Annotated in this window: 20 protein-coding genes; 7 read left to right on the plus strand and 13 right to left on the minus strand. The window is 64.3% G+C overall.

The window, feature by feature from the left end:
* Window positions 1–750: 750 nt before the first annotated feature.
* The 4 genes from ACFVVC_RS20115 to ACFVVC_RS20130 all read right to left on the minus strand — a co-directional run bounded on the left by ACFVVC_RS20115 (window position 751) and on the right by ACFVVC_RS20130 (window position 6,401).
* Window positions 751–2,109 (minus strand): nitrate/nitrite transporter, encoded by a 1,359-nt coding sequence (locus ACFVVC_RS20115; protein ID WP_387457425.1) that lies wholly within the window; start codon window positions 2,107–2,109, stop codon window positions 751–753.
* A gap of 824 nt (window positions 2,110–2,933) precedes the next feature.
* On the minus strand, window positions 2,934–3,902 hold the full coding sequence (locus ACFVVC_RS20120; RefSeq protein ID WP_387457428.1) for an alpha/beta hydrolase fold domain-containing protein: 969 nt from the start codon (window positions 3,900–3,902) through the stop codon (window positions 2,934–2,936).
* Between the two features lie 73 nt (window positions 3,903–3,975).
* On the minus strand, window positions 3,976–4,830 hold the full coding sequence (locus ACFVVC_RS20125; RefSeq protein WP_387457431.1) for an NAD(P)H-binding protein: 855 nt from the start codon (window positions 4,828–4,830) through the stop codon (window positions 3,976–3,978).
* 38 nt (window positions 4,831–4,868) lie between these two features.
* Window positions 4,869–6,401 (minus strand): MFS transporter, encoded by a 1,533-nt coding sequence (locus ACFVVC_RS20130; RefSeq protein ID WP_387457434.1) that lies wholly within the window; start codon window positions 6,399–6,401, stop codon window positions 4,869–4,871.
* Window positions 6,402–6,820: 419 nt separating this feature from the next.
* Here ACFVVC_RS20130 and ACFVVC_RS20135 point away from each other — a divergent pair, with 419 nt between their 5' ends.
* Window positions 6,821–7,393, plus strand: a complete 573-nt coding sequence (locus tag ACFVVC_RS20135) for a TetR/AcrR family transcriptional regulator (RefSeq protein ID WP_387457437.1) — start codon at window positions 6,821–6,823, stop codon at window positions 7,391–7,393.
* Window positions 7,394–8,505: 1,112 nt separating this feature from the next.
* On the plus strand, window positions 8,506–8,883 hold the full coding sequence (locus ACFVVC_RS20140) for a hypothetical protein (protein WP_387457440.1): 378 nt from the start codon (window positions 8,506–8,508) through the stop codon (window positions 8,881–8,883).
* A gap of 417 nt (window positions 8,884–9,300) precedes the next feature.
* Here ACFVVC_RS20140 and ACFVVC_RS20145 read toward each other — a convergent pair whose 3' ends face one another.
* Entirely contained in the window at window positions 9,301–9,516 is a 216-nt protein-coding gene (locus ACFVVC_RS20145) for an AsnC family protein (RefSeq protein ID WP_387457443.1), read from the minus strand.
* A 297-nt stretch (window positions 9,517–9,813) separates the two neighbouring features.
* Here ACFVVC_RS20145 and ACFVVC_RS20150 point away from each other — a divergent pair, with 297 nt between their 5' ends.
* On the plus strand, window positions 9,814–10,155 hold the full coding sequence (locus ACFVVC_RS20150; RefSeq protein WP_387457446.1) for a YegP family protein: 342 nt from the start codon (window positions 9,814–9,816) through the stop codon (window positions 10,153–10,155).
* A gap of 59 nt (window positions 10,156–10,214) precedes the next feature.
* Here ACFVVC_RS20150 and ACFVVC_RS20155 read toward each other — a convergent pair whose 3' ends face one another.
* Window positions 10,215–11,321 carry a GTP pyrophosphokinase family protein gene (locus ACFVVC_RS20155; protein WP_387457449.1) on the minus strand — a complete coding sequence of 369 codons (1,107 nt, stop codon included), beginning with the start codon at window positions 11,319–11,321 and terminating at the stop codon, window positions 10,215–10,217.
* 45 nt (window positions 11,322–11,366) lie between these two features.
* Entirely contained in the window at window positions 11,367–12,356 is a 990-nt protein-coding gene (locus ACFVVC_RS20160; RefSeq protein ID WP_387457661.1) for a LacI family DNA-binding transcriptional regulator, read from the minus strand.
* Window positions 12,357–12,574: 218 nt separating this feature from the next.
* On the opposite strand from ACFVVC_RS20160, the gene ACFVVC_RS20165 reads away from it, so the two are divergent.
* The 3 genes from ACFVVC_RS20165 to ACFVVC_RS20175 are packed head-to-tail and all read left to right on the plus strand — an operon-like array spanning window position 12,575 to window position 16,041.
* Entirely contained in the window at window positions 12,575–13,648 is a 1,074-nt protein-coding gene (locus tag ACFVVC_RS20165) for a nucleoside hydrolase (RefSeq protein WP_387457451.1), read from the plus strand.
* On the plus strand, window positions 13,649–15,076 hold the full coding sequence (locus ACFVVC_RS20170; protein ID WP_387457454.1) for an MFS transporter: 1,428 nt from the start codon (window positions 13,649–13,651) through the stop codon (window positions 15,074–15,076). It abuts the gene before it with no gap.
* Entirely contained in the window at window positions 15,073–16,041 is a 969-nt protein-coding gene (locus tag ACFVVC_RS20175) for a ribokinase (protein WP_387457456.1), read from the plus strand. Before ACFVVC_RS20170 ends, ACFVVC_RS20175 begins: the two co-directional genes overlap by 4 nt.
* 107 nt (window positions 16,042–16,148) lie before the next feature.
* On the opposite strand, the gene ACFVVC_RS20180 is transcribed toward ACFVVC_RS20175, so the two are convergent.
* The 5 genes from ACFVVC_RS20180 to ACFVVC_RS20200 all read right to left on the minus strand — a co-directional run bounded on the left by ACFVVC_RS20180 (window position 16,149) and on the right by ACFVVC_RS20200 (window position 21,895).
* Entirely contained in the window at window positions 16,149–17,228 is a 1,080-nt protein-coding gene (locus tag ACFVVC_RS20180) for a LacI family DNA-binding transcriptional regulator (RefSeq protein ID WP_387457459.1), read from the minus strand.
* 38 nt (window positions 17,229–17,266) lie between these two features.
* Entirely contained in the window at window positions 17,267–18,172 is a 906-nt protein-coding gene (locus ACFVVC_RS20185) for a carbohydrate ABC transporter permease (RefSeq protein WP_387457462.1), read from the minus strand.
* Window positions 18,169–19,050 carry a carbohydrate ABC transporter permease gene (locus ACFVVC_RS20190; RefSeq protein ID WP_387457465.1) on the minus strand — a complete coding sequence of 294 codons (882 nt, stop codon included), beginning with the start codon at window positions 19,048–19,050 and terminating at the stop codon, window positions 18,169–18,171. Before ACFVVC_RS20190 ends, ACFVVC_RS20185 begins: the two co-directional genes overlap by 4 nt.
* A gap of 9 nt (window positions 19,051–19,059) precedes the next feature.
* Window positions 19,060–20,394: an ABC transporter substrate-binding protein gene (locus tag ACFVVC_RS20195; protein ID WP_387457468.1), complete on the minus strand. Its 1,335-nt coding sequence runs from the start codon at window positions 20,392–20,394 to the stop codon at window positions 19,060–19,062.
* A 64-nt stretch (window positions 20,395–20,458) separates the two neighbouring features.
* Window positions 20,459–21,895: a GH32 C-terminal domain-containing protein gene (locus tag ACFVVC_RS20200; RefSeq protein WP_387457471.1), complete on the minus strand. Its 1,437-nt coding sequence runs from the start codon at window positions 21,893–21,895 to the stop codon at window positions 20,459–20,461.
* Window positions 21,896–22,171: 276 nt separating this feature from the next.
* Here ACFVVC_RS20200 and ACFVVC_RS20205 point away from each other — a divergent pair, with 276 nt between their 5' ends.
* Window positions 22,172–23,725: a glycoside hydrolase family 32 protein gene (locus tag ACFVVC_RS20205; protein WP_387457664.1), complete on the plus strand. Its 1,554-nt coding sequence runs from the start codon at window positions 22,172–22,174 to the stop codon at window positions 23,723–23,725.
* Window positions 23,726–23,730: 5 nt separating this feature from the next.
* Here ACFVVC_RS20205 and ACFVVC_RS20210 read toward each other — a convergent pair whose 3' ends face one another.
* Window positions 23,731–24,471: an SDR family NAD(P)-dependent oxidoreductase gene (locus tag ACFVVC_RS20210; protein WP_387457474.1), complete on the minus strand. Its 741-nt coding sequence runs from the start codon at window positions 24,469–24,471 to the stop codon at window positions 23,731–23,733.
* Window positions 24,472–24,501 lie beyond the last annotated feature (30 nt).

Genomic DNA, 24,501 nt, shown 5'->3' on the forward strand with positions numbered 1-24,501 from the left:
ATACAGGGCCTCTTCCTGGCGAATTTTGATGCGACTAGACACCGTCATCAAATCCCGGGGAGAGGCCCCCGCCGCTTAAGACGCGGCAGGACAAGAAAGGAAGTGGGCAGATCTCATGGCCACCGCTGGGCAGTTCTACTGGCCATCAGTGGGCACTTTCGTGGCCGCCTATGGGCAGTTTTTCATGGCCGCTAACACACGTGGCTACGCCGGCAGTTCAACAGGTGGCCCGGTCGAAAATCCGCCCTTCTGCCAATGCGTTCCGCAACTCATAGGCGCCCACCGGCCCGCTCGACCAGTCCGGTCAGGACCCGACCCTTTTGCGCGTGTAGGCCTGTATTTTCCGAAGTGGGTCTCGAGGGAGGCTACTCGGTTGAATTCCAGGTTGGTATCTGCATGTGCCCGCCCTGAACTTCGGATGGCGAAGAAGTATTGCCTGCGTGCGGCCGGTCATAACAGCCGCATACGCCAGTGCTTCAACAAGAGCACCTGCCTCGGAAGGTGCTCGTGTTGAAGCATCGCAACAGCGCGCGACGAGGCGTAAGAAGGCGTTCAGCCGAAGCGTTCGTCGTAGGCGGGTCAACGTGCGCAAATCCCCGATCATTCGGACGAAGCGGGTTCGGCTTGAGGCTCAGTCCACGCAGATACTTACGACTTTCGCGGGGTTCTCAAAGAAGCGACGTATCGATCCGGCTTGTCTTAGAAATCTTCAGGTTTGCTCGGCGACCACGTGGCCATTCCTTCAGGAAGTCAGGTTGTGATTCGCTCCTCGATTGGCTCCGCGGCAGCTGTCTCCGCAAGGCGATTCAGGGCTCGCGGGCGTGTAGCCATGACCTGGAGGACCACCATAGCTGCCGCCGCTGCTGCGAAAAAGATGAAGTACATTGTGTAGCTGAGCGTGGCGTCGTAGATAAGACCACCGAGAGCTCCGACGACGGCGCCACCGAGTGCTGCGCTCACGTTGATTGAAGCAAGAATGCTTCCGAACTCTTTCAGCCCGAACATCCGGGGGAGAATTATGGCGGCGTACATTCCCCCGAACTGCGTGATCGCGAGGCTCGCAGCGATGAAGATCGCTCCCCCCGTCCCGGACACGAATACCGCAATTGAACTGAAGACCATGACGCCCAAGCCGAAGAGAAGACCGGCGGAACTACCGCCGATACGGTCAGCCAGAGCACCATAGGCGAAGTTCCAGGCCATTGCAGCGAGGTTCTTCACGGAAAGAATAAGAGCGGCAGCGATGGCTGTAACGCCGCCAGCGGTCTCGAAAATTACGACAGCCTGTCCACCGAACCCCGTGGCCACACCGACGATCAAGAATACGGCGACGCTCACCAACCAGTACGAAGGCGTCCTCAATGCTTGCTTGAGTGTCATTCCTGCCGGTGATTCCACTGATGGCATGCTGACCACAGAGTTGGAGGGCGCTTCCGCTCCTGTTACAGATGCCTCCCGGATGGCTTCCCGAACTTCGGCCGAGGAGGCATCAAGCCTCGTTCCCGGTGCGGGATCGTACGCGGTCAGTCCGTAGAATTCGGGTCGCTCAGGGATGAGCGCAAGAGCAGCAAACAGCATCACCGCAACGCAAACGAGCCCATGCACCAAGAGTGTCGGAGTGAAACCAGCCGACTCAATACCCCAGGCAATCGCCGGGGAGAGAGCAAGGGAAACCAGCGGGTAGGCGATGGAGGGATAGCTGATCTTCTTCCCAACACCGCGAACGAACCACCACATGATGACGGCCTGGGCTACGACGAATCCGCAGCCAGCCACACCCATCCCGAAGAGCAGGGCAGCGACATAGAGCAGCGGAAGCGAGGTCGAGAAAGCCATAAGGAGGAAGAAGGCCGCATAGCAGGAGATCCCGATCAGTAGAATTGAGCGGATTCTCATGCGTCGGAACATGGGCGCAAGGCTGAGGTTTGCGATTAAGCTGCCAATCGATGAGATAGAGAATAGCAAGATAATCTGGCCGACCGTTGCGCTGAACTGCACGGATAGCCCGCCGATGTAGTTCGAGAGCACGATGAAGGTGCCGAAGTTCATTGAAACTAGAAGGATGCACCCAATCAATGCGCGGTTGGCGCGGGTCTTTGCTTCTTTCATAACGATGCTCCCTTGGATCGCTAAAGTGTGAGGGCGTGGACGATTCCTGACAGACTCGTCAGAGCATGACGTAGCGATGCTCCTACACCATTTCAGGGTGAACAGAAAATAGGGTGCTATTTGTATAAAATAGCAACCCCCTTCTTTGACTGAGAGTAGCCCTTGGGCTTGTGTAAAAGAGGCTCCTAATTTGAGGTGCGACCGCGTGCCCGGAAAAGTACGAGCGCGGCGAGGTACTGCGGTTTCACCGAACACGTCCCCGAACCCCCAGGGGCAACTCAGACTGAGAAAAGGGACTCTCCCTCGGTGCCGGCCCGGAGTTGAAGACTCATCGTTTCGTCACCTCCGCAATCCGATCACGAAGGGCTGCGACAGTCCCGGGCCTCTAGACGGCTGACGGCTCGATGCAGGCGTGGCCAGCATGACGGCGGCGGAGGGACACAGTCTGTAGATCCGAACTATCCTCGTGCCGACCGTGGGGCGTTGGCGGCGACTCCTTTTCAACCAGATCTTGGTTCAATGGGCGGGCGCCGGCCTTTCGCGCCGGGGTGACAACAGACGCGGCCTTGGCAGGGTTTGCGAGTCAACCTACACCTAGGGGCGGCGAGCCGGCCGGGAGCTTCTGGCGCCAGTTTGCTCATCCCACGGCGCGCGGCGATGGTCCGCCTGCTGCGCTAACCGACCGATCGGCTTTGACGAACCAGACCTGTCCGGTGATATGCGAGGCCTGGTTTTCATCGGCGAGGAAAACAACGAATCTGGCAATTCGTCCGTCCGGGTGAAGATCGGACCGGCACCCTTTGAAGGTGTGCGGCGCCGCCGGGCTACTTGTCTCCTAGGTGGCGAGCCACCCAGGCAGTGCGTGCTGCGCGAGCTGCGCGGGAGACTGCGGCGTCCGGTGCCACGAAGTCGAAGCCGTGGATGCCTCCGGCCCAGACGTGGAGTTCTGTCTGCACGCCGGCCGCCCAGAGTGCGCTGGCGTAGGAGACGTCCTCGTCCCGGAACACTTCTGCGGATCCGCAGTCGATGTAGGTGGGCGGAAGCCCGGTGAGGTTTGTGGCCCGGGCGGGTGCGGCATAGATGGAGACGTTGTCTGTTCCGCTGCGGTCACCGAGCAGAGCCTTCCAACCCATACGGTTGCTCTTCCGGTCCCAGGGTGGCATGCCGTCGTATTGTTCGGTGGAGATGGTCCTATCGCGGTCGTCGATCATGGGGCCGATCAGCAGTTGGCCGGTCAGGTTCGGGCCCCTGCGGTCGCGTGCGAGCAGCGCCGTCCCGGCGGCAATTCCGGCTCCTGCGCTGGCTCCGATGATCATGATCCTGTCAGGGTCGATGCCGAGATCGGTTGCGTGCTCGGCCATCCATACGAGTGCGGCGTAGCTGTCCTCGACCGGGTACGGGTCGGGGAACTCCGGAGCGAGCCTGTATTCCACGGTTACCATCACCGCATCATGCTCCACAATCCAAGGAAGTATTGGCGCCAGGCCGGTCGTCCGAGTGCCGGCCACCATCCCTCCCGCATGGACATGAAGGAAGCCCGGGCCGCGTCCGGCGTGATCAGACCTGGCGATGGTTGTAACGACGATTGGCCCTCCCTCGTAGCCGTCAATCGTGGTATCACGTTGCACGAGATTGTGCGCGGCGATTGTCTCCGGCATGACATCTGCCGGTGAGCCGGCGCGCATCATTGGGATCATTTCCTCGGTCATTGATGGCGGCAGTTGTTCGGCAAGAGCCGTGAGGACTTCCTGGAGAGCGGGGTCAACGGGGGGTCGGTCGGTGCGTTGGGACATGGTGTACTCCTGTTTTGGTTGGGGGGTTCCTGCAAGACTGCGGATGACTGGCACGACGGCTCCGGCAGTCGGGTCAGAGACCGGAGCGCAGTGCGTCTATCAGGGATGTGGTCGGGCGGCCGATCATTTCGCTCAGGGTGCGGTCAGAGGAGTTGAGGTACCCGGCTGCGATTGAAGCATCGATCGCGGCGAGGAGCTTCGCGGTCTTCTCGTCGAGTCCCATGGTGGAGAACTCGGCAATCAGTTGTTCCTCGGACAGTGCCCGGTACGTGACCTCGCGCTCCCAAATTTCCGCAGCTGCCGCTGCGAGATCTGCGTGGGTGAATGCCGTGTCGCCCGAGAGCTCAAGGGTTCGACCGAGATATGCGTCGTCGGTGATGGCAACGGCAGCGGCCTCAGCGAAGTCGGGGCGCGTTGCTGCGGCTATGCGCCCCCCGCCCGCTGCGGATGTAATGACGCCCGTCTCTTGTGCTCGGATGACGGGTCCGAGATAGAGCTCCGTGTAGGAGTTGTTCCGCAAAATCACGGCGGGAAGACCTGTAGCGGTGATGGCTCGCTCCGCAGCGGCGTGTATGGGAGCCAGCGGAAGCGTGCTCTCAGAGGCGCGGTAAACGCTGGTGTAGGCAAGTGCGCTGACCTCCGCCGCGGCTGCAGCCCGAATGACCGCATCATGCTGTGTCACAGGTGTGTCAGGTTGGGAGACCGACACGAGGACAAGTCGATCGACACCCTTAAGCCCCTTACTCAGTGTCGCCGGATCATCGTAGTCGAAGGCGACGGTCCGGATGCCCCGCGCGCGCAGGTCTTCCAGCTTTCCCAGCGAGCGTGCACCGGCGATGAGGTCCGAGGCCGCAACACCGCGGGCAATAAGGCGTTCAAGGATGAGGCGGCCAAGGCGGCCACTTGCGCCGCTGACAAGGATGGTCATGAGGAATTCCTTTCGAAGGGTAAAGCGACAGGCGGAACCTACGCCAGGTTCCGGTCAGTATTGCGTTGCATCGGGGCGGGCCGGCGGACGAACAGGACAACGAAGAAGTTGAGGCAGGCGATGACGAGCCCGGCAGTGAATGCAGCCTGCGCTGCTGAAACCGCCTGCTCGAGAGTCAACGAACCCGTATGGCTGGACCCTGCTCCCAGGGAGTATGCGGAGATGAGCACTGCAGTTCCGACGGCGCCACCGAGCTGCTGGATGCTTCCAAATGCGGCGCTGCCGAAGGGATAAAGGGCTGGTGTGAGCGCCGACAGGGCGGCCGTCGTCAGTGGGGTCCACATCAATGCCTGCCCAACGAACATGATGATGTTCGCAGCCACAATGAATCCAGTTGTGGTCTCGGAAGTCACCTGCATCATCATGGCGAATGACGCGGCCACGATGAGCGCACCGGAGATAACAAGCGGACGAGGCCCGACACGGTCATAGACCTGCCCTCCGATGGCCGAGACAATGGCTACAGTCACACCTCCGGGGATGAGGAGGAAACCGATGTTGAGCGGCTCGAGTCCGCGGATGCTGGTCAGGACCAGTGGGTAGATTACTCCGCTACCAAAACCGGTGAGGGTCAGTCCGAGCATCGCTGCGAGCGGAAGGACGAAGCCGCCGGCGCGGAAGATGCGGAGGTCGAGCAGCGGCTCACCACTGCCCTGCAAGATCGCCTGGCGAACGATGAATCCCGTTATCCCCATGACCCCGACGGTGATCGGCACGAAGAGCGGAACCACAGGGTGGCCGCCGATCGACTCGCCCATAGTTGCCAAGCCGTAGATGAGAGCCCCGAACCCGACAACCGACAGCATGACGGAAAAAACGTCCACCTTGCCCGGTTCGGGGGTGGTGACGTTTTTTAGCTTTAGTACACCGAGCACGAGCACGAGCAGTGCCAGTGGAAGCATGCCGAAGAAGAGCCCCCGCCATCCAAGCTGGGATAGGACCAGGCCAGAAATGCCCGGGGCCAGAGCCGGGCCGGCGGAGGTGATCACGACGACCATTGCCATGAACCGACCGCGGCGCTCCACGGGGACCAGTCGCATCGTGGTCGACATGAGCAGGGGGAGGAACACCGCGCTTCCGACGGCCTGGACGATCCGGCCGGTGAAAAGCAGGCCGAATCCGGGTGCGACGGCGCCGAGGGCAGTCCCAAGTATGAACAGCGACATCGATGTCAGGTAGATCGTCCGTAAATGGAACGAGCGCATGATGTAGCCGGTGGTTGGTATCAGCACCGCCATCACCAGCAGGTAGCCAGTTGTAAGCCACTGAGCCGTGGACGCGGTTAGGCCTAGATCCGTGATGAGGGTCGGGATTGCGACTCCGAGCAGCATCTCGTTGGTAAGGACGATGAAGGCGGACGCCATCAGGATGCCTAGGACGAGCTTGTCCCCGCGGGAAAGGCCCGTCCTCGTGCGAACCTCCTCGCTAACCGGTGGAGCTGCAGCAGTCTCGGACGGGACGATGGGGTCCGGTTCCGAGCCCGGAACGGATGAGGTGACGCTTGTGGTCATGCGGGTGCTCGCTTCCTGAACGGGTTACCTTCCGCACCGATCTCTTGGCCGGCTATAAACGGGGGGTGCCCCCATATATATAAACGGAGTCATGCCCCGTTTAGCAAGTTGCGTACCTGCCGCTTTCGCCGCCAGCGAAAGGATCATCGTTAATGCACGAGCAGGACACTGCATGGCGGGGCATCCTAAAAATGGCCACCGAACGCGTCCGGCGTGCAGTCAGCAATTACTTGGCCCGCCCCCTGGGGTGGCTCTCGTGCCGCTCGCCCTACCGCGTACGCCTGCGGTTACAGGGCGTATAGTTTTGAGGTTGGTAGACGGCAGTGCTCCCGCGCGAGCAGGCTGTCGACGTACAGAATGCGCTCTAATGAGGTGTGCGGATTGGATGAGAGGCGAGCCCTGTGATTTATGCTGGCGGAGTGCAAAGCCGACGTCCCCGTGCTGATTCGGAGCGGAACCGTTCGGAGATCCTCAACCAAGCTGAGAAGCATTTCAGCAACCATGGGGTGAATGCCTCACTGGAAACAGTCGCGCGCAGCGCAGGGGTGGGTTCGGCCACCCTGTATCGTCACTTTCCCACGAGAGATGACCTGCTCGCCGAACTCCTGCAGGACCGTAACACTCGGCTCGATGGCGAACGCACCCGCATCAAAACGCTCGCCGACAGCGGTGCCGCGCTCAAGCTCTGGCTGGCGGCCCTCGAGAGCTACTTCGCTGCCTTTGACGGTCTTCCTGAGCCGTTGCGCAACGCGTTGCTGGAAGAACAAAATCCACTCGCGACGACCTGCTATGGATTTATTGAGTACACCGACGAGTTCTTGGCCGCCGCTCAGCGTGACGGCAAGGCATCCCCTTCGGTGCGTGGCCGCGACCTTTTCCTCGCCGCACTAGCGTTCAGCTGGGTCCGGGGGGCCGCCCTAGCTGATGATTCATCGCTCCATCATCTCCACGGTCTGATCGCCGAGGGCTACACCGCCAACGGGGGCGGCTGACGCTTCGACGCACGGGACGCTTCTATCGACATCGAGTGGACCTTCGATCCCATGCATAGAAGTTCCTGTCGGGCCGGGCGTGCTGGCCGGATTGTCGACGCTACACAACACTTTGCCGCCATAGGCAAGACCCTTCAAGAAGCAGAAGATGCCACAACCAGTCAGCCCGGGGCCATGGACGGGAATCGCGTCTTTGGCGTTATGTGGGCAGATTCCGAGAACGGCGAGGCTGCTTAGGGCCTGGCTGACAGCAAATGTCAGCCAGGCCCTAAGCACGGCCCACAGGGGCTTTGAGCTGTGATGCCGGGACCGAGGCCGTGCCGGATGGGGATCGTCAGGACACCCCGTTCATAATGAACGACGCCGATAATGGAGATTCTATAAAGCTGGGGAGTGCGTGACGTCTTGTCGGTGTTGTCGGCAGTGGTGGCTGGGGTGTCGCCCACTCTGGTTCTCCGGAAGCGACGGCCAGCGTCCACGAGGGAAATTCGCCGTGCATGCTCATAAGCGACCTGGCGTCGAACGTCCGTGCGCACAGGACGGCAGCCGCAGAAGTTTGCATGTGAAACGGAAGTTGAGGCTAGATAGAAATAGCTCAACAGGTTCCGCTCTTTGCCAAGGATCGTCTTCTGCGGAGCGGGAAAACCCCCGCTGGTGATCTGCGTCGTCAGTTAGATTTGGAGCGACTGCTACGGTGAGAAGTAGATACAACTTGGGCTGTGAGCGTAGCCAGATACAACCTTAAACCTCTGCAAACGCAGGGGTTCTTCTCTTTAAGTACCGAAAGGAGCCAGCCTCTTCACCACCCCAAATCAGCCTCAATAGTCATCCCTCAAGGACCGTCTCCCGGACGGTCCTTTTCTTTTGCCCTTTTCCAGCATTTCCGGCGTCTCAGACGCCTTCAAACACAGGAGGTAACCATGAAGTCACACCCATACGCGCTCTTCATCCAGTGGACCGCAGCGACTTATGAAGAAGAGCGTCTCCCGGGCAGCGGGGCGTCTCAGGCGGTACTCGGCTGGCTGAGGGCTTACGGCATAACAGCCGCGAGGGTCGAGGCCTTTCTTCGGCTTAGCCCTGTGCACTCCACCACAATGCCTAACGCACTGGTTATGGACATTCTGGAGCTCAGCAACTCAAAGGTTCTCCAAACGCTGAAGGACGAAGACCTTCTCGACGCGCTGCTCCACACGTGGTGCGCCCTGACCGACGTCTACGGCAAGACAGCTACCCCGGCCGACCTGGAAGTGGCACGACTGCAACTGCTGGCGGAAGCCGGCCACGCGCTGATCATGGCCCAAGGTATGAAATACCCGGGCGCAGAGACCTTGCTCCGCAGGTATTGGCGCGAGGCCGAGCTGCTAGACCTTTCCCGCATCCACAAAGGCTCAGCGGGCTTCAAAGGGGTCGGCGCGGACCTGGAGTACATCAAGGGGCGAGAAAATATCTCCCGAAGCGGCCGGCACCGACCCAGCAGCCCAAACCTATAAAACCACTTTCAGTGCAGGCAAAGACTCGTAAGCCGCCAGCCAACCAGTGCCCAAAAACACCCACGTCTGCCCAAGACGAGGATCGGCTACCGCCTCTGCCGACGAGCGGACGGCATTGGCATAACCCGTCCGAAGACGTAACCAACGGATACTACGGGAACTGGCGTGACCATTGGGACAACACATTGCCATGAACGGTCAGGAGACGTGACCTCAGGACCACTGGCGCAGCAGGACTGTCCTGACTTGGATACATCTACTTTCGCGGGCCTGCAGCCGACCAACAGAACCCTCATCGGCAGTTAGCAAAGGGGGTTCTGTCGGGCACTCCCCTCGGGTGCCAAGAACGCCGATAATGGACGTTACGTAAGGCACAAGCTACCTCGGCGGCCGCAGCCCAGGGTCGGGAAACAGCGTCTACCGCTTCCCGTATTTGCGGTGGACGGCCTGCTTGCTCACGCCCAGGCACAGGGCGATGGCTTCCCAGGAGAGGCCGGCCTGCCGGGCTTTCCTGACCAAGGACGCTTCCGCGCGCCCGACTTCCTTCTGCAGCTGGGCGACCGCCTGCAGGGCTTCAGCCGGTCCTTTCCCGTCCATGGATGCAACCAAAGTCTTCATCCGCTCCACCTCCATGCGTCAACATTAGTTGACGCATGGAGGTCGGGTCAACATGTGTTGACGACATGCCGCGGGCCGACGCCGGCTCGTGAAAGCAAGTGCGCCCGCACCCGAGAGCAGCTGATCACTTCTACCGGATGCCGGGGAACATCTTGCGCCGGCAAGCGGTCCCACGAGAAACTCGAGGAACGCATGCTGAATTGATGAAAATTTGGACGGCGGGATCTACCAGGGAAAACGAAGGCAACGATGCCTCGTGCCTGTCTGGCGGCAACGGTGCCGCGTCAAGATCCCGAAGACGAAAGGATCGCAATGGCAGGAATGTTCGAACTATTTATCGACGCAGAATCAGCGTTCAGGTTCCGGCTGACAGCACCCGATGGAACCGTTATGGCAGTGTCCAAGCCCTTCGCCACCAAGACCGACGCCGTTGCCGGCATCGCCGCTGTGCGCGAATACGCCGGCATGGGACTGATCGCCGATCAATGCACAACAGCCGCCAATGCGGCCCCGCCCGCCACGTTGATTGATCCAGGCAGTCGCACTGACGATTACCCGCGAATGCCAAAGATCGACTTCCACGCACGCGCCAGGGCGGTCCGCCGGGCCGTCTCCGGCCCCCGCTGGGCCGGGGCAGTCCACAGCCTTTCCTGAACGGCCTGGGAAGAGGGGATCGCCCCATGGAGCCAGCCAAATGCTCCTAAGACGAACCCCTACGCCTTCGTCATCCTGTACCGCTCGATCTGCCGCAGCCGCCGCAGGAGGCTGTCGCGCCGGGGGTGCGGGACGGCGTCGGCCGGTTCTGCGGTGAGGTCGATGTGCTTGGTGCCGTACTGCCACAGCAGGAGGTCATCCATCAGCCGGTCGGGGCCGGGGGAGTAGCGGTGGTCCAAGGCTTTGCGGACCTCGGTGATCCGGTTGGCGCTGAGCAGGCCGGCCAGTTGCACGGTCTGGTTGAGGCCGTGGGCGGCCAGGAGTTCCGCGGCCCAGCCCCAGTCGTCGTCCACTTTCCGGTCAACGTGCGGGAGCAGGGTCCGCCAGACGTCGCGGATCCGGTTCGGGGTGAGGGCTGCCGCGCCCTCCCCGTCCATGTCCCAGAAGCTGCGGACTTCCTCGTACCGTTCATGCAGGTCCGCGAAGGCCGTTTCCACGGTCTCCAGCATGGCGGCGGTGGCCGTGAATTGCCGGTCGAAGTGCGGTGTCCACGCGCGCGGATCCTCGGCCTTGAACCTGATGTCATGCTCAATCTCGCTCCACGCATGGGCGAAGATGGTGCGGATCTGGCACTCGAAGAAGTAGCTGCCGTTGGGCACGGCGTCCGGGTTGAAGACCTGCTGGTACTCCTTGACGGCCTCGTTCTGGATGGTCCGCAGGATCAGGTGCCGGCTGGAGTACCCGTAGGTGCCGGACTCGATGGAGCCGATGTCCTTCTCCCGGTCGCCACGGCAGTCGAAGAGTTGCCGCTGGCGCTTGATGATGTTGGCCACCACGGCGTTCTCCGCCGGGAGCTTGGTGATCACCCGGATGCCCACCATGTCATTGAGCGTCCGGAACGGGTCCGGGAACTTGAGCAGCCGCGGGCCGCCGGGCTCCAGCGGCTCTTCGGTCCGCGAGATCTTTTCCTTGAAAGACTCCACCGTCTTGGTGCGCCCGCTGACGAACAGCGGCGTCACCTCGGTGCCCTTGAGCATGTCCCGAAGGGTCAGGAGGACGTCCCGGGTGATGAGCTTCAGGGCAGGGCGGACGCGCTCGTAGATCTCCACATTGTGCTGTACCGACTCACGCTGCGACGCGTCCAGACTCTCCCAGTTACTCGGCATAATCCCAGCTTACGGCCGGGGTCCGACAGGAACCCGCCGGCGCCGCTACGTTTCGCCTGCCGACGTGGAGCCGCGCACCACCAGGGAACTTTCCAGGACGAGTTCCTCCTGCTCCAACGCCCGCCCTTCCATCAGCCGGCGCAGCTGCTCACCAGCCTTCAGCCCCAGGCTCGCCGCCGGCAGGTGCACGCTGGTCAGGCCCGGACTGCTGGTCGCCGAATACGGCAGGTCATCGAACCCCGCCACAGCCAGCTCCGCAGGAATGCGCACCCCTGCCACGCGGGCTTCCTGCAGCACCCCGTACGCATGGGTGTCAGTGGCGCAGACGACGGCGGTCACCCCCGCGCGCTGCCAGCCCGGCCACGCGTCGGCGAAGACAGCCGCCGCGGCACCCACATCGATGGTGGTGGCGGGCATATGGTCCGGATCCACGGTCATGCCCAGTGATGCGGCTTCGGCCAGGAATGCCTCCCGGCGGATGGAGAACGTGGCGGTTCCGGTAACGCTGTCCAGGTAGGCCACGCGCCGGTGGCCCGCCCCGGCAAGGTGCGCAGCCAGCTCCCGCGCACCCTGGGCGACGTCAAGGTTCACGGCCGGCGCAAATGACTCCAGACCGGGAGCATCCAGCAGGACCAGGGGGCCGGCCACGGAAAGGTCCGCCAGGAACCCGGCATTCGGGGCATCAACCAAAAGCCCTGCCGGTCGCAGGGACATCAGCTTCCGGACATCAGCAGCCTTGGGAAATTCACCTGAGTCCGTGACCGAGAGGAGCAGCTGGTAATTGGGCCCCAGTGATTCCCGGACCCCGCTAATCACCTTGGCGAAGAATGGGTTGGAGATATCCGGTGCCACCAGGATCACGATCGAACTGACGCCCTTGGCCAGCGAGCTGCCGATGCCATCCACCACGTAGCCAAGCTCGGAAATGGCTTCCTGCACCCGGGAAATGTTGTCCTCGGAGACCCGGCCGGCCGTCTTGCCGTTGGCCACCAGCGACACCGTGGCAACCGAAACACCGGCCCGCGCGGCCACCATGGCCGCCGTCACCCTCCGGGGCCGCGCCCGCTGTTGCACCTGTTCCCCGGAATCCATGCCTCGATCTTATCGGCCCCCGGCCGCCGCAAGCGATGGCAAGGCATCAAGCGTTTGACGTGGGCAAACGCCATCGCGACGTTAAGCGCTTGACGTAGACCACAAAACGGTGCCATGATCACTCCCGGAATACTGGACCCCTGCCTCCCCGGCAGGCCCCAATGACGTGGAGAACCATCGTGGAACCAAACCCGCAACAGAGTCAGCACCAGCCCCGGAAGATCATCCTGGACTGCGACCCCGGCCACGACGACGCCGTGGCCCTGCTGCTCGCGCACGGCAACCCGGACATCGAACTGCTGGCCGTCACCACGGTGGTGGGCAACCAGACCCTCGAAAAAGTCACCCGCAACGCCCTGGCCGTAGGCACCATCGCCGGCATCACCGGCGTCCCCTTCGCCGCCGGCTGCCCGCGGCCCCTGGTCCGCAGCATCGAGACCGCCCCGGACATCCACGGCGAGTCCGGCATGGACGGCCCCGCCCTGCCCGAGTCCACCATCGAACTGGACCCGCGCCACGCCGTCGACCTCATCATCGACACCGTCATGGCCCACGAACCCGGCACCGTCACCCTGGTCCCCACCGCCGGCCTGACCAACATCGCCCTGGCCGCCCGCAAGGAACCGCGCATCGTGGAACGGGTCAAAGAAGTGGTCCTGATGGGCGGCGGCTACCACGTGGGCAACTGGAGCGCCGTGGCCGAGTTCAACATCATCATCGACCCCGAGGCAGCCCACATCGTCTTCAACGAGAAGTGGCCCGTGGTGATGGTGGGCCTGGACCTCACCCACCAGGCGCTCGCCACCCCGGACGTCGTGGCGAAAATCGCCGCCATCGGCACCGCCCCGGCGAAGTTCGTCACCGAACTGATGGACTTCTTCGCCCACACCTACAAGGACGCCCAGGGCTTCGACTACCCGCCCGTCCACGACCCCTGTGCCGTGGCCTACGTGATCGATCCCAGCATCGTCAGCACCCGCAAGGTACCGGTCAACATCGAACTGCAGGGCACCCTCACCCTCGGCATGACCGTGGCCGACTTCCGCGCCCCCGCGCCCGCCGACTGCCACACCAGCGTGGCCGTGGACCTGGACCACGCGCGGTTCTGGGACCTCGTCACCGACGCACTGGTCCGCATCGGCGAGCCCGGCACCGGTGGCCACAAGGACAACGGCACCGCGTCCGACGTCGAACCCGGCCGCAGCGCCTCCCTCACCGCCGGAGGGGTCAAGTAAATGACTGCCACCCTGACTGAAACCAAAACTGGCCGCCGCAACATCGCCGCCCTCATGACCGCCTTGCTGGCCGCCTGCGTGGCGTTCCAGCTCAACGCCTCCATGCTCAGCCCCGCCCTGGTGACCATGGGCGAGGAACTCAAGACCGACCAGGCCGTCATCGGCCTCTCCCAGACCTGGTTCTTCACTGCCGCAGCCCTCTTCTCGCTGTTCCTGCCCCGCCTCAGCGACATCGTGGGACGCAAGAAGGTCCTGGTGGGCATGATGGTGCTGATGGCCGCGGGCTCCGTCATCGCGGCGCTCGCCCCGGACGTAACCTGGCTCTTCGTGGGCCGCATCATCCAGGGCGTCAGCGGACCCACCGTCCCGCTCTGCTTGATCATGCTGCGCTCCGCCGTCAGCAACCCGCGCAAATACGGCACGCTCATGGGCCTCATCACCGCCGTCAACGGCGGCGTGGCCGGCGTCGACTCCTTCGTGGGCGGCTACTTCGCCGAGCACTTCGGCTTCCGCAGCATCTTCTGGCTGATGGTGGTCCTGGCCGCCGCCGCCACCGCCCTCGTCCTGGTCCTTGCCAAGGAGAGCAAGCCTGCCGCCGGCACCACCATGGACTGGCGCGGCGTCTTCTTCATCGTCGTGGCTGTGGGCGCCCTGCTGACCGCCCTGAACGAAGGCTCCAAGCTGGTGGCCGGCTTCTCCGCCGCCACGCTGATGCTGAGCCTGGCGCTGGTCCTCGTCTCCGCCGTCGCCTTCTTCGCCTTCTGGCGCACCGAACAGCGGGCCGCCCAGCCGATGGTGGAAACCGTGCACCTGCGCCAGCGCGCCACCTGGGCCCCCCTGCTCACCACCACCCTGACCATGACCGGCATCTTCGCCGTCATCAACGGCATCGTCCCGGCCTACGTCCAGGCCGCGGCGCCCGGCTTCAGCATCGGCCCCACCGAAATGTCGCTGATCATCCTCACCCCGTACGCCCTGCTCGGCTGGCTGGTGGGTCCGCTCAGCGGGCGGCTGGCCCCCGTTCTCGGGTACACCAAGGTGCTGCGGATCGGGCTCCTCGGCAGCATCGCCGCACTGGCCGTCATCGCCTTCCTCGGCCTGGGCAGCCTGCCGATGATGATTGCCGGCACCGTCTTGCTGGGCATCATGTACGCCGGTACCGTCAACATCATGCTCAACGGACTCGGCGTTGTCCTCTCGCCCGCCGGCAACCCCGGCTTCCTGCCCGGCATGAACGCCGGCGCCTTCAACCTGGGTGCGGGCCTGAGCTTCCTCATCCTGCCCGCGGTCCTGGTGGCCACGCAGGCACTCGGCGATGCGAAGGCCTCCTACCTGACCGTCGTGCTTGTCGGGCTGGCCCTCACCGTCGCGGCATTCGCCGCGTCGCTGCTGATCCCCAAGCCGGTTGAGGCCGAGGTGGCCCCGTGAGTGCCGCGGCGCAAAACACCGGCCGGATCGTCGTCGTCGGCTCCTTGAATGCAGACCTGACCATTTACTGCGAACGCCTGCCGCAGCCCGGCGAGACGGTGCACGGCAACGGATTCGCCGTGAACCCGGGCGGCAAGAGCGCCAACCAGGCCGTGGCCGCGGGCCGGCTGGGCGGACACGTCAGCCTGGTGGGTGCCGTGGGGGATGACGCCAACGGCAACATGCTCCAGGCCTCGGTGGCCGGGGCCGGGGTGGACGTGGGGCACGTGCGGACCTCCAGCGAACCCACCGGCGTCGCGGTGATCGCCGTGGACGCCCACGGCGAGAACAACATCATCATCTCCGCCGGAGCCAACGGCACCCTGTCCCCGGCCGACGTCGCCGGCGCCGCGGACGTCCTGGACGGTGCCGCCGTCGTCAGCCTCTGCCTGGAGGTGGCCATGCCCACCGTGCTGGCCGCCGCCCAGGCAGGGCACGACGCCGGCGCAACGGTTCTGCTGAACCTCTCGCCGTACGCGCACATTCCGGCGGAGCTGGCTGAACTGACAGACATCCTGCTGGTGAACGCCCACGAGGCGGCGCTGTTCCTTGGCCCCGGGGCTTCGGTTCCGGGGGCGGACGCCCACGCGGCGCAATGGGGTGCGGTCCGGGAGCGGTTTGCCGGGCGGGGAATCCGTCAGGTCCTGGTGACCCTCGGCGCGCACGGGTCCGTGGTCCTGGATTCGGAGGCGCCTCCCGGCGCCCAGGTAACCTTCGTGGCGCCCACGCGCGTGGACGCCGTGGACACCACCGGAGCCGGCGACGCCTTCACGGGAGCGGTTGCCGTCCGGCTGGCCGCCGGAGACGCCCTCGCCGAAGCCGCCGCCTTCGCCTCTGTGGCGGCCGCCCTGGCCACCACCCGGAAAGGCACCCAGGCGGCGTACCCGGAGACGGCCGACGTCGAACGCCGCCTCCGCGCGTCCTGACCCTTCGTCAGCCCGCACCCGACTCGACAAACCCCGTCGACTGCTCCGTACTTGTCGTTTCCAGGCCCGAAAAGGACAAGTACGGAGCGATCGATGAGATTTAGGGGTTACGCCCGGGCCTTGGTCTGGACGGAGGTCCGTTCGACGGCGGGGCAGTGGATCTTCGCTGAGCCGTCGACGGCAGGGTCGAGGCCCAGGAGCGTCCGGACACCTGCAGCGCCCAACTCGTAATGGGGCAGGGCAACCGTGGACAGCGGCGGGCGCAGGTGGGCGGCAATCACTTCCTGGTTGTCGAACCCCACCACCGCCATGTCGTCCGGGATGGCCAGGCCGTGTTCCCGCAGGCCGTCATAGAGGCCCATGGCCATCCGGTCGTTGTAGCAGAACACGGCGGTGACACCCAGTTTGAGCAGCTCCGCCGTGGCCCGGTAGCCGCCTTCCTGGTCCGGATAGGACTCCATCACCAGGGCCGGATCGAACGGGACGCCGGCCTCCTCAAGGGCCTGGCGGTATCCGGCCAGCCGGCCATCCTTGGCCGGCGCCGGAATGGTGGCATTGATGAAGGCGATGCTCCGGTGGCCGTTCCGCAGCAGGATCTCCGTGGCAGACCGGCCACCCTGGACCTCGTCCGGGACGACCGCCCGGGCGCCCGGCTCATCGGAAAAGCAGTTCACCAGCACAAAGTCGGCTTCGCGCAACGGGGCCGGAATATCGGTGGCCCGGTGGAACCAGGTGGAGTAGAGGATGCCCCGGACCTTGTATTCGAGCATCATGCTGATGGCGTCCTGCTCCAGCTCGCCATTGCCCTCGGTATTGGCGATGAGCAGCGCATACCCGTGCTTCCACGCCTCGTCCTGCGCCCCGTGGATGATCTGGCCGGCAAAGGGCGTGGTGGCCACGCCGTCGGCCACCAGCCCGATGAACTTGGAGGTGCCGCTGACCAGGGTCTTAGCCATCGCATTGGGCCGGTAGCCCAAGGTGCGGAGGGCCTCCTTAACCCGCCGCCGGGTTTCCTCGGCAATGCGGGCGTCCTTCTTCTTGTTGACCACCAGCGATACCGTGGCGGTGGAAACACCGGCCGCTTCCGCGACCTCGCGGAGGGTCACGGGGTGGGCCCGCTCCGGCGCGTGCGGCGGATCCTGCGGCACGCCGGCGGCCGCGCCCGCACCATTCTCCATTGAACTCATTTGCCCTCCTTCAGGAGTATATCCAGCAGCAGGCGCCGTCATCCCTTGGTCGCCCCGCTCTCGAGCCCCTGGATCATGGCCTTGTTGAGCACCAGGAACACCAGCAGGAGCGGGGTGATGGTGACGCACACGGCGGCAAAGGTGGCCGTCCAGTCCACCTTGCCCATGGCGCCGATGTAGTTCTGCAGGCCCAGGGGGATGGTCTTGAGGTCCTCGGAGAGCACGAACGTGTTGGCGAAGATGAAGTCGTTCCAGATGAAGATGCTGTTCACCAGGACCACGGTGACCACCGTGTTCACTGACAGGGGCAGCGTGATCAGTCCGAAGATCCGGTACGGTCCCGCACCGTCCAGGGACGCCGCCTCATATGTCTCCTTGGGAATATATTCGTAGAACGAGGAGAACAGATAGACGGACATGGGCAGGGAGAAACCGGCCAGCGGGATGATCATCGACTGGTACGTATCCAGAAGGTTAACCTGCGAATAGTCGATGAACAGCGGAACCAGCGCGATCTGCACCGGGACGATAATGCCGATGAGGAACAGCCCGCGGACCAGCTTGCTGAGCCGGAACCCCAGCACCTGGATGGCATAGGCGGCCATCATCCCCAGCAGGACGATCAGGACGTTGGCGCCCATGGTTACCACGAAGCTGTTCAGGATGTTCCGGCCGAGGTCGCCGGTTTCGAAGGCCCGGGCGTAGTTCTCCCACGTCAGCGAACTCGGCAACGCGAAGGGGTCGCCGGTGGCGAAGTCGTGTTCGCTGCGCAGGCTGGTCAGGAACAGCCAGGCCAGCGGATACACCTGCACGATCACGATGAGCATGATCAGCACCCGGGAGAGCGTGCGGAACAGGTCCGGCCGGCGCTTGCGGCGCCTCACGGCGGGCTTGGGAGGTACGACGGCGGGCGGCTGGGCGGGCGGGGCTGCCTGGGTGATCATGCGTCTGCCTTTCGCTTCAGCAGGAACAGGATGAGGCCGACGGCGGCGAGGCACTCGATGACGATGAACACCGAGATGGTGCTCGCATAGCCAAAGTCCGTGCTGGTGAACGCCGTCTTGTACATATAGGTGGTGAGCAGTTCGGAGGACTGCCCCGGGCCGCCGTTGGTCATCAGGTAGGGGATGTCGAACCCCCGCAGGCCGTAGGTGGTGGCCATGATGGTGGTGGTGATCCACACCGGGCGGATGTACGGGAACCGGATCTTGCTGAACAGGGTCCAGCGGGAGGCGCCGTCCAGGACGGCCGCTTCCTCAAGTTCCTTGGGCACCGCGAGCAGTGCCGCGTAGATGATCAGCATGTACAACCCGGTGAACCGCCAGCCTTCCGGTGCGGACACAGCCGCCAGGACCGTGTTCACATCCGACAGCCACGGCCGTTCCAGGCTGCCCAGTCCGATCCAGTGGAGCAGCTGGTTCAGCAGCCCCACTGGTTCCAGCGAGTAGATCCGGACGAAGAGGAAGGCAATGGCCACCGTGGAAATCACGGCCGGCAGCAGGTAGAGGGTTTTGATGAGCTCCCGTCCGCGGCGGAGGGAGGTAAGGAGGCTGGCGACCGCCAGGGCCCCGCCGAGCTGCAGCACCAGGCAGATGGCGAGGTAGATCAGCGCGTTCAGGAACGCCCTCCAGAAGATGTCATCGCCGACGAACATCCGGGTGTAGTTCGCCAGGCCGACGAATTCCATCTCGCTGATGCCGTTCCAGGAAAAGAAGCTCAGGAACAGGGACTGGAGGATGGGGAAGAGGACCGCAGCGCCGTAGAGCAGCAGCGGCGGGAGCAGGAAGACCAGGACCGATGTCCGTGACCTGTTGGGCAGCATGGCGGACCTTTACTTGAAGAACTTGGGGGCGTTCTGGGCGATGGTGCTGTCCAGCGTTTCAGTGAACTGCTGGGGCGTGACCTCGCCCTGGACCAGCAGGACCAGTTCCTGCTGGAGCCGGCCGTTGGTGGTGGGGTCCAGCTGGGTGTCCCACGGCATGGCCTGCTTGGACCCGAGGTCCTTTGCCTGGTCCAGGGCCTTTTGGAACAGCGGCGTGGCGTTGGCGGGGACGGTGGTCTGGACGTCGGTGGTGGGCGACAGTGCGCCGGTGGCCGCGTATTGGGCGGGGTACTTCTTCAGCGCGAACTTCAGGAAGTCGCTGACCAGGGGATCGTAGGTCTTGGCGTTGACGGCCATGCCGATGCCCGACGGCGAGACGAACTCGTTCGCCGCCGTCGCCGATCCTGCGGTGGTGGGCAGGGTGAAGAAGTCGACGTCGTTGCGGACGGCGGGGTTGAGCTTGTCGGTGGCCAGGCTGGGCAGCTCCCAGGTTCCGATGTTGTACATGGCGGCCTGGCCGGAGGTGAACTGGTTCTGCGCGTCGGAGTAGCCCTGGGCGGAGAAGCCGTCCTGGAAGCACTTGGCCTTGCCCAGTTCGGCCATCCAGTTGACGGTCTTCTGCCCGGCGGCATCGCTGAACTTGGCATCGCCCTTCTTCAGTTTCTGCACAAAGTCGGGGCCGGCTTCGCGGAACGGCTGGTAGGCGACGTACCGTTCCAGCGGCCATTGGTCCTGGCCGTCGATGGCAATGGGGGTGATTCCCTTGCTGCGCAGGGCGGTGCACATGGCGGGGATATCGTCCAGGGACTTGGGTACGGCTACCCCGGCCTTCGCCAGCAGTGCCTTGTTGTACCACATGAACTCCAGCTCGAACTGGAACGGAATCATGTAGAGGGAGCCGTCGTCGAACCGCTGGTAGTCCAGTGCCCCGGGGCGGTAGTTGCCGTAGATGTCCAGGGATTTCAGCAGCTTTTCGGCGTCGAGCATCTTGCCCTGTTTGGCCAGCTGCTGGGCGAACGGGGTGGCATCGGTGTCGAAAAGTTCGGGAAGCTTGTTGGCCGCGGCCAGGGTCTCAAGCTTCTGGATGTAGGAGGGCCGGTCAGGGGTGGTGATCAGGTTCAGCTTGAAGCCGGGGTGGTCTGCGGCGTATTCGTCGGCCAGCTTCTTCATGATGTTAATGACGGCGCCATCTGCCGGGCGGGAGAGGAGCCAGGAGATTTCATGGGGCTTGATCTCGCCGGTGGGGCTGACGTCGGAGGAATTCGTGGAACTGCCGCCGCCACAGGCGGTGAGTGCCAGGGCGGTGGCGGCTGCGACGGCGGCAGCGCGGAGCGGGTTCTTCATTGGGGCAATCTCCCTTGATTGGACGGATCGTTGGAACGGGTCGGATGGAATGGAGGATGGGTATTCAGTTGTCGGTGCGCTTGCGGACTTCGAGATCTGTGACAGTGACGGAACCTTCGCCGGCGAACACGCCCAGTGCGCCGGCGGGGAGGTCGTAGATGCGGGTACTCAGGGCCACCTGCCGGTCCACGACGGCGACGCACAGATCGCCGTCCACCACCACTTCCAGCGTGTGCTGTCCGGGCGCGAGGTCGCACGGGCGTTCAAGTTCTATGGCGTAGGGAACGTCGCCCGAGACGTGCCATTGGGCGTCGCCGGTGATGGCTCGTGGCCAGCGGTCGAACACCAGGCGTCCGCGTTTCGGGTCGAGGCGGAGGACGTAGGAGTGGTCGCCGTCCGCGGTCGACCGCAGCAGCAACCCGCATTCCGTGGTGCCGGGACCGATGTCCAGCACCGCCTTGGCGTAGAACTGCGTGGGCATCGGCTTCGCGGAAATGGCGGCAGCGTAGCCGTCCGGGACGTCCAGCCGGAGGGGCAGCCCGCTCCCAAGCTCAAGCGGGACGTCGTCCCAGAAGCTGTCCACCAGTTCGTCGGCGAACCCGAACGCCAACGTCCCGTCGGCGTTTTGGCGGGCCTCCAGCACGGCCATGGTGCCCGCCCACTGCCAGGCGCCGTCGTCGGAATTTCCTTCCTTGCTGGCGATCCAGCCGAAGAAGAACCGCCTGCCGTCCCGTTCCGCCGTTTTTGCAGCGTAGAAGGCGCGCCCGTCGATGCTGTCCCGGGCCGGGACGGTCCACGGGCCGTCGGGGCTCGTGGCCATCCGGTACCGGGTGGTGAAGGTTTCGGAGAATTCCGAGTAGACCATGTACCACCAGCCGCCCCACTGGAACACGTCGGGGCACTCATGGGTGATGTACCGGCGGGGATCCCAGAAGGGTTCGGCATGGGACCAGGTCATCAGGTCGGTGGAGACGCACTGCGCGATCACGCCCCGGCGGCGTTCCGGTCCGGTGGAGTGCCTGGCGGCGAGGAGCATCCGCCACACGCTGGCTGCCTCATCCCGGAAGACGAAGGGGTCCCGCCAGTCTGCGGAATCGTACCCGTCCGGGGCGCCGAAGGTGAGTTCGGGGTGCTTGGTCCAGGTGGCCATCCCGTCGGTGCTGGTGGCATGCATGAGCAGTTGCAGGGGCAGGCCGCCGGGGCCGAGGTTGGCCGGGTTCTGGCCCGTGTAGAAGAGGTGGTGGACGCCGGACTCATCGGCGACGATGCTGCCGGTATAGCAGTTGAAGTCCAGGTCGTCTGCGGTGCCGTGGGGGAGGGCCACGCCGTGGTCCTGGAACTGCGTGAGGTCTTTGGTGGTCACCAGGTTCCACGCCGTACCGGGCTTCGGATCGGCGCGCACTTCATGAAGATAGAAGAGCCAGAACTCGCCATCCTTCTGGAAGGGGATAAGGTCGCCAACCCACGCATCGGCGGGCTGGAAGAAGACTGGGTAGCTCATCAGCGGTGATGTCCGTTCTGCTAAAGCGTTTGATCACCTAGAAGCTAGCGTGAAAACAAGCGCTGATCAAGCGTTTTAGCAAAAATACTTTCCGAGGGGCCCAAGGCTCCATTTATGACGTTGGCCACTTTGCTGAAACGCTTGACCAACCCAACCGGGGCTGGGTATCTTGTCCTGCTAAAGCGCTTAATCACTGAGGTGACCGTGCGGACCAACGAGGGTTCCCCACTGAGCGCCCGGCGGCGGAGCCGCCGCCCCCGCGAGAGGAAGTCAATGATGACCCATGCCATGTCCCGCCGCCACATCCTGCAAGGCACCGGAGCAGGAGCGTTCGCGCTCCTGGCGGCCGGAGCCATCTCCGGCCCACCCGCGCAGGCCCGGGATTCCCTGCGCGCCGTCGTCCACATGACCCCGCCATCGGGATGGCTGTGCGACCCCCAGCGGCCGGTGTTCGTCAACGGGGCCCACCACCTGTACTACCTGCATTCCACGCAAAACAACGGGCAGGGCGGCTGGGACCATGCCAGCACCACCGACGCCGTGGCCTTCACCCATCACGGCGTGGCGCTGCCGCTGCAGCCCGATTTTCCCGTGTGGTCCGGATCCGCAGTGGTGGACACCGCCAACACCGCAGGCTTCGGCGCCGGAGCGATCGTCGTGCTCGCCACGCAGCCCACGGACGGCATCAGGAAATACCAGGAGCAATACCTCTACTGGTCCACCGACGGCGGTTACACGTTCACGGCCCTCGCGGACCCGGTAATCGTCAACACGGACGGCCGGGCGGCCACCACACAGGCAGAGATCGACAACGCGGAATGGTTCCGGGACCCCAAGATCCACTGGGACGCTGCCCGCAACGAATGGGTGTGCGTGATCGGCCGCGCCCGGTACGCCGCCTTCTACACGTCCGTGAACCTGCGGGACTGGCAGCTGAAACGCAACTTCGACTACCCCAACCATGCGCTGGGCGGCATCGAGTGTCCGGACCTGTTCCAGATGAAGGCCGACGACGGCACCTGGCATTGGGTGCTGGGCGCCAGCATGGACGCCTACAGCATCGGGCTGCCCATGACGTACGCCTACTGGACCGGAACATGGGACGGAAACCAGTTCCTTGCCGACGACGTGGACAACCCGCAATGGCTGGACTGGGGCTGGGACTGGTATGCGGCGGTGACCTGGCCGGTGCCGGACGCGCCGGAGACGCGCCGGTTCGCCGTCGCCTGGATGAACAACTGGAAATACGCGGCCCGGGATGTTCCCACGGACGCCACCGACGGGTACAACGGCCAAAACTCGATCGTCCGCGAACTTCGCCTGGTGCGCCAGGGCGGAGGCTGGTACAGCCTCTTGAGCAGCCCGGTTCCCGCGCTCGTAGGCTACGCCACCTCCACCACGGTGCTCCCGGACCGGACGGTGGAGGGCAGCGTCGTCCTGCCCTGGAATGGCAGGGCCTATGAGCTGGAGCTGGACATCTCCTGGAGCGCCGCGGCGAACGTGGGCGTGTCCGTCGGCTGGTCCGCGGACGGTGCCCGCCACACAAATATTGGCAAATACGGTGCTGAGCTGTACGTCGACCGCGCATCCTCGGACCTGGCCGGCTACTCACTGGTGCCGTATACCCGCGCCGCGGCCCCCATTGACGCCGCCGCCAGGTCCGTTCACCTGCGCATCTTCGTGGATACCCAGAGCGTGGAGGTGTTCGTGAACGCCGGGCACACGGTGCTCTCGCAGCAGGTGCAGTTCACCGACGGCGATACCGGCATCTCGTTCTACAGCGACGGCGGACCGGCCGTCTTTTCCGGAATCACCATCCGTGCCTTCTGAACGGCCTAGCTGAGCGCTTCCAGGGTGGTGCCGGTGTAGTCCGCGAGCTGCGCCAGCAAGGCGTCCTGGAAGCGGGGGTCGTTGGCTGCCGGGTGCGGGGTTTGCCGCTCCTGGTGGTGCCAGTAGCCGCCGCTGGCCAAAGCCTCCGGATCATCGCTGGTGGCCAGCCACTCCTGGGTGCGGTGGCCCAGTTCCAGGCTGTCCGGCGCCGACCGGCCACCCATCCGGGTGGGCACCCAGCCGGGGTCGACGGCGTTGCTGGCGACGTGTGTCACCAGCCGGGCCAGCGCCAAGGTCAGCGCAGTGACCTGGAGCTTGGTGGTGGAGTAGGAGGCCGTCGTCGTGCGCCCTTCCCAGTCCAGGCCGGCCAGGCCGGCGTCACCGCCGCGGTGCATGCCGCTGCTCAGGTAGACCAGGCGGCGCGGACCGGGCATGAGGGCCGTCAGCAGGTAAGGGGCAACCACGTTCACGGGCAGCAGGGCCGGGCCGCTGAGGATGCCGGCGTTGTGGATGACGGCGTCGATGCCGCCGATTCCGTTCGCGTCCGCGGCGAGTTGCCTGACGTCCGCCAGGACGGCCAGGTCTCCGACGAGGCTGTGCGCCCCGCGGTCCAGCAGGTGCTGTACGGCGGGGAGCCGCCGGGAGGACCGCGCATGCACGATCACCTCGTGGCCGTCCCGGAGCAGCGTCTCCGCCGTCGCCAGGCCCAGCCCGTCAGTGGAGCCGGTGATGAAGATGCGTGCCACGGTCAGCCTTTCCTTCGATGATGGGTGATG

It is taken from the genome of Pseudarthrobacter sp. NPDC058196, from assembly GCF_042882685.1.
Taxonomy (GTDB): domain Bacteria; phylum Actinomycetota; class Actinomycetes; order Actinomycetales; family Micrococcaceae; genus Arthrobacter.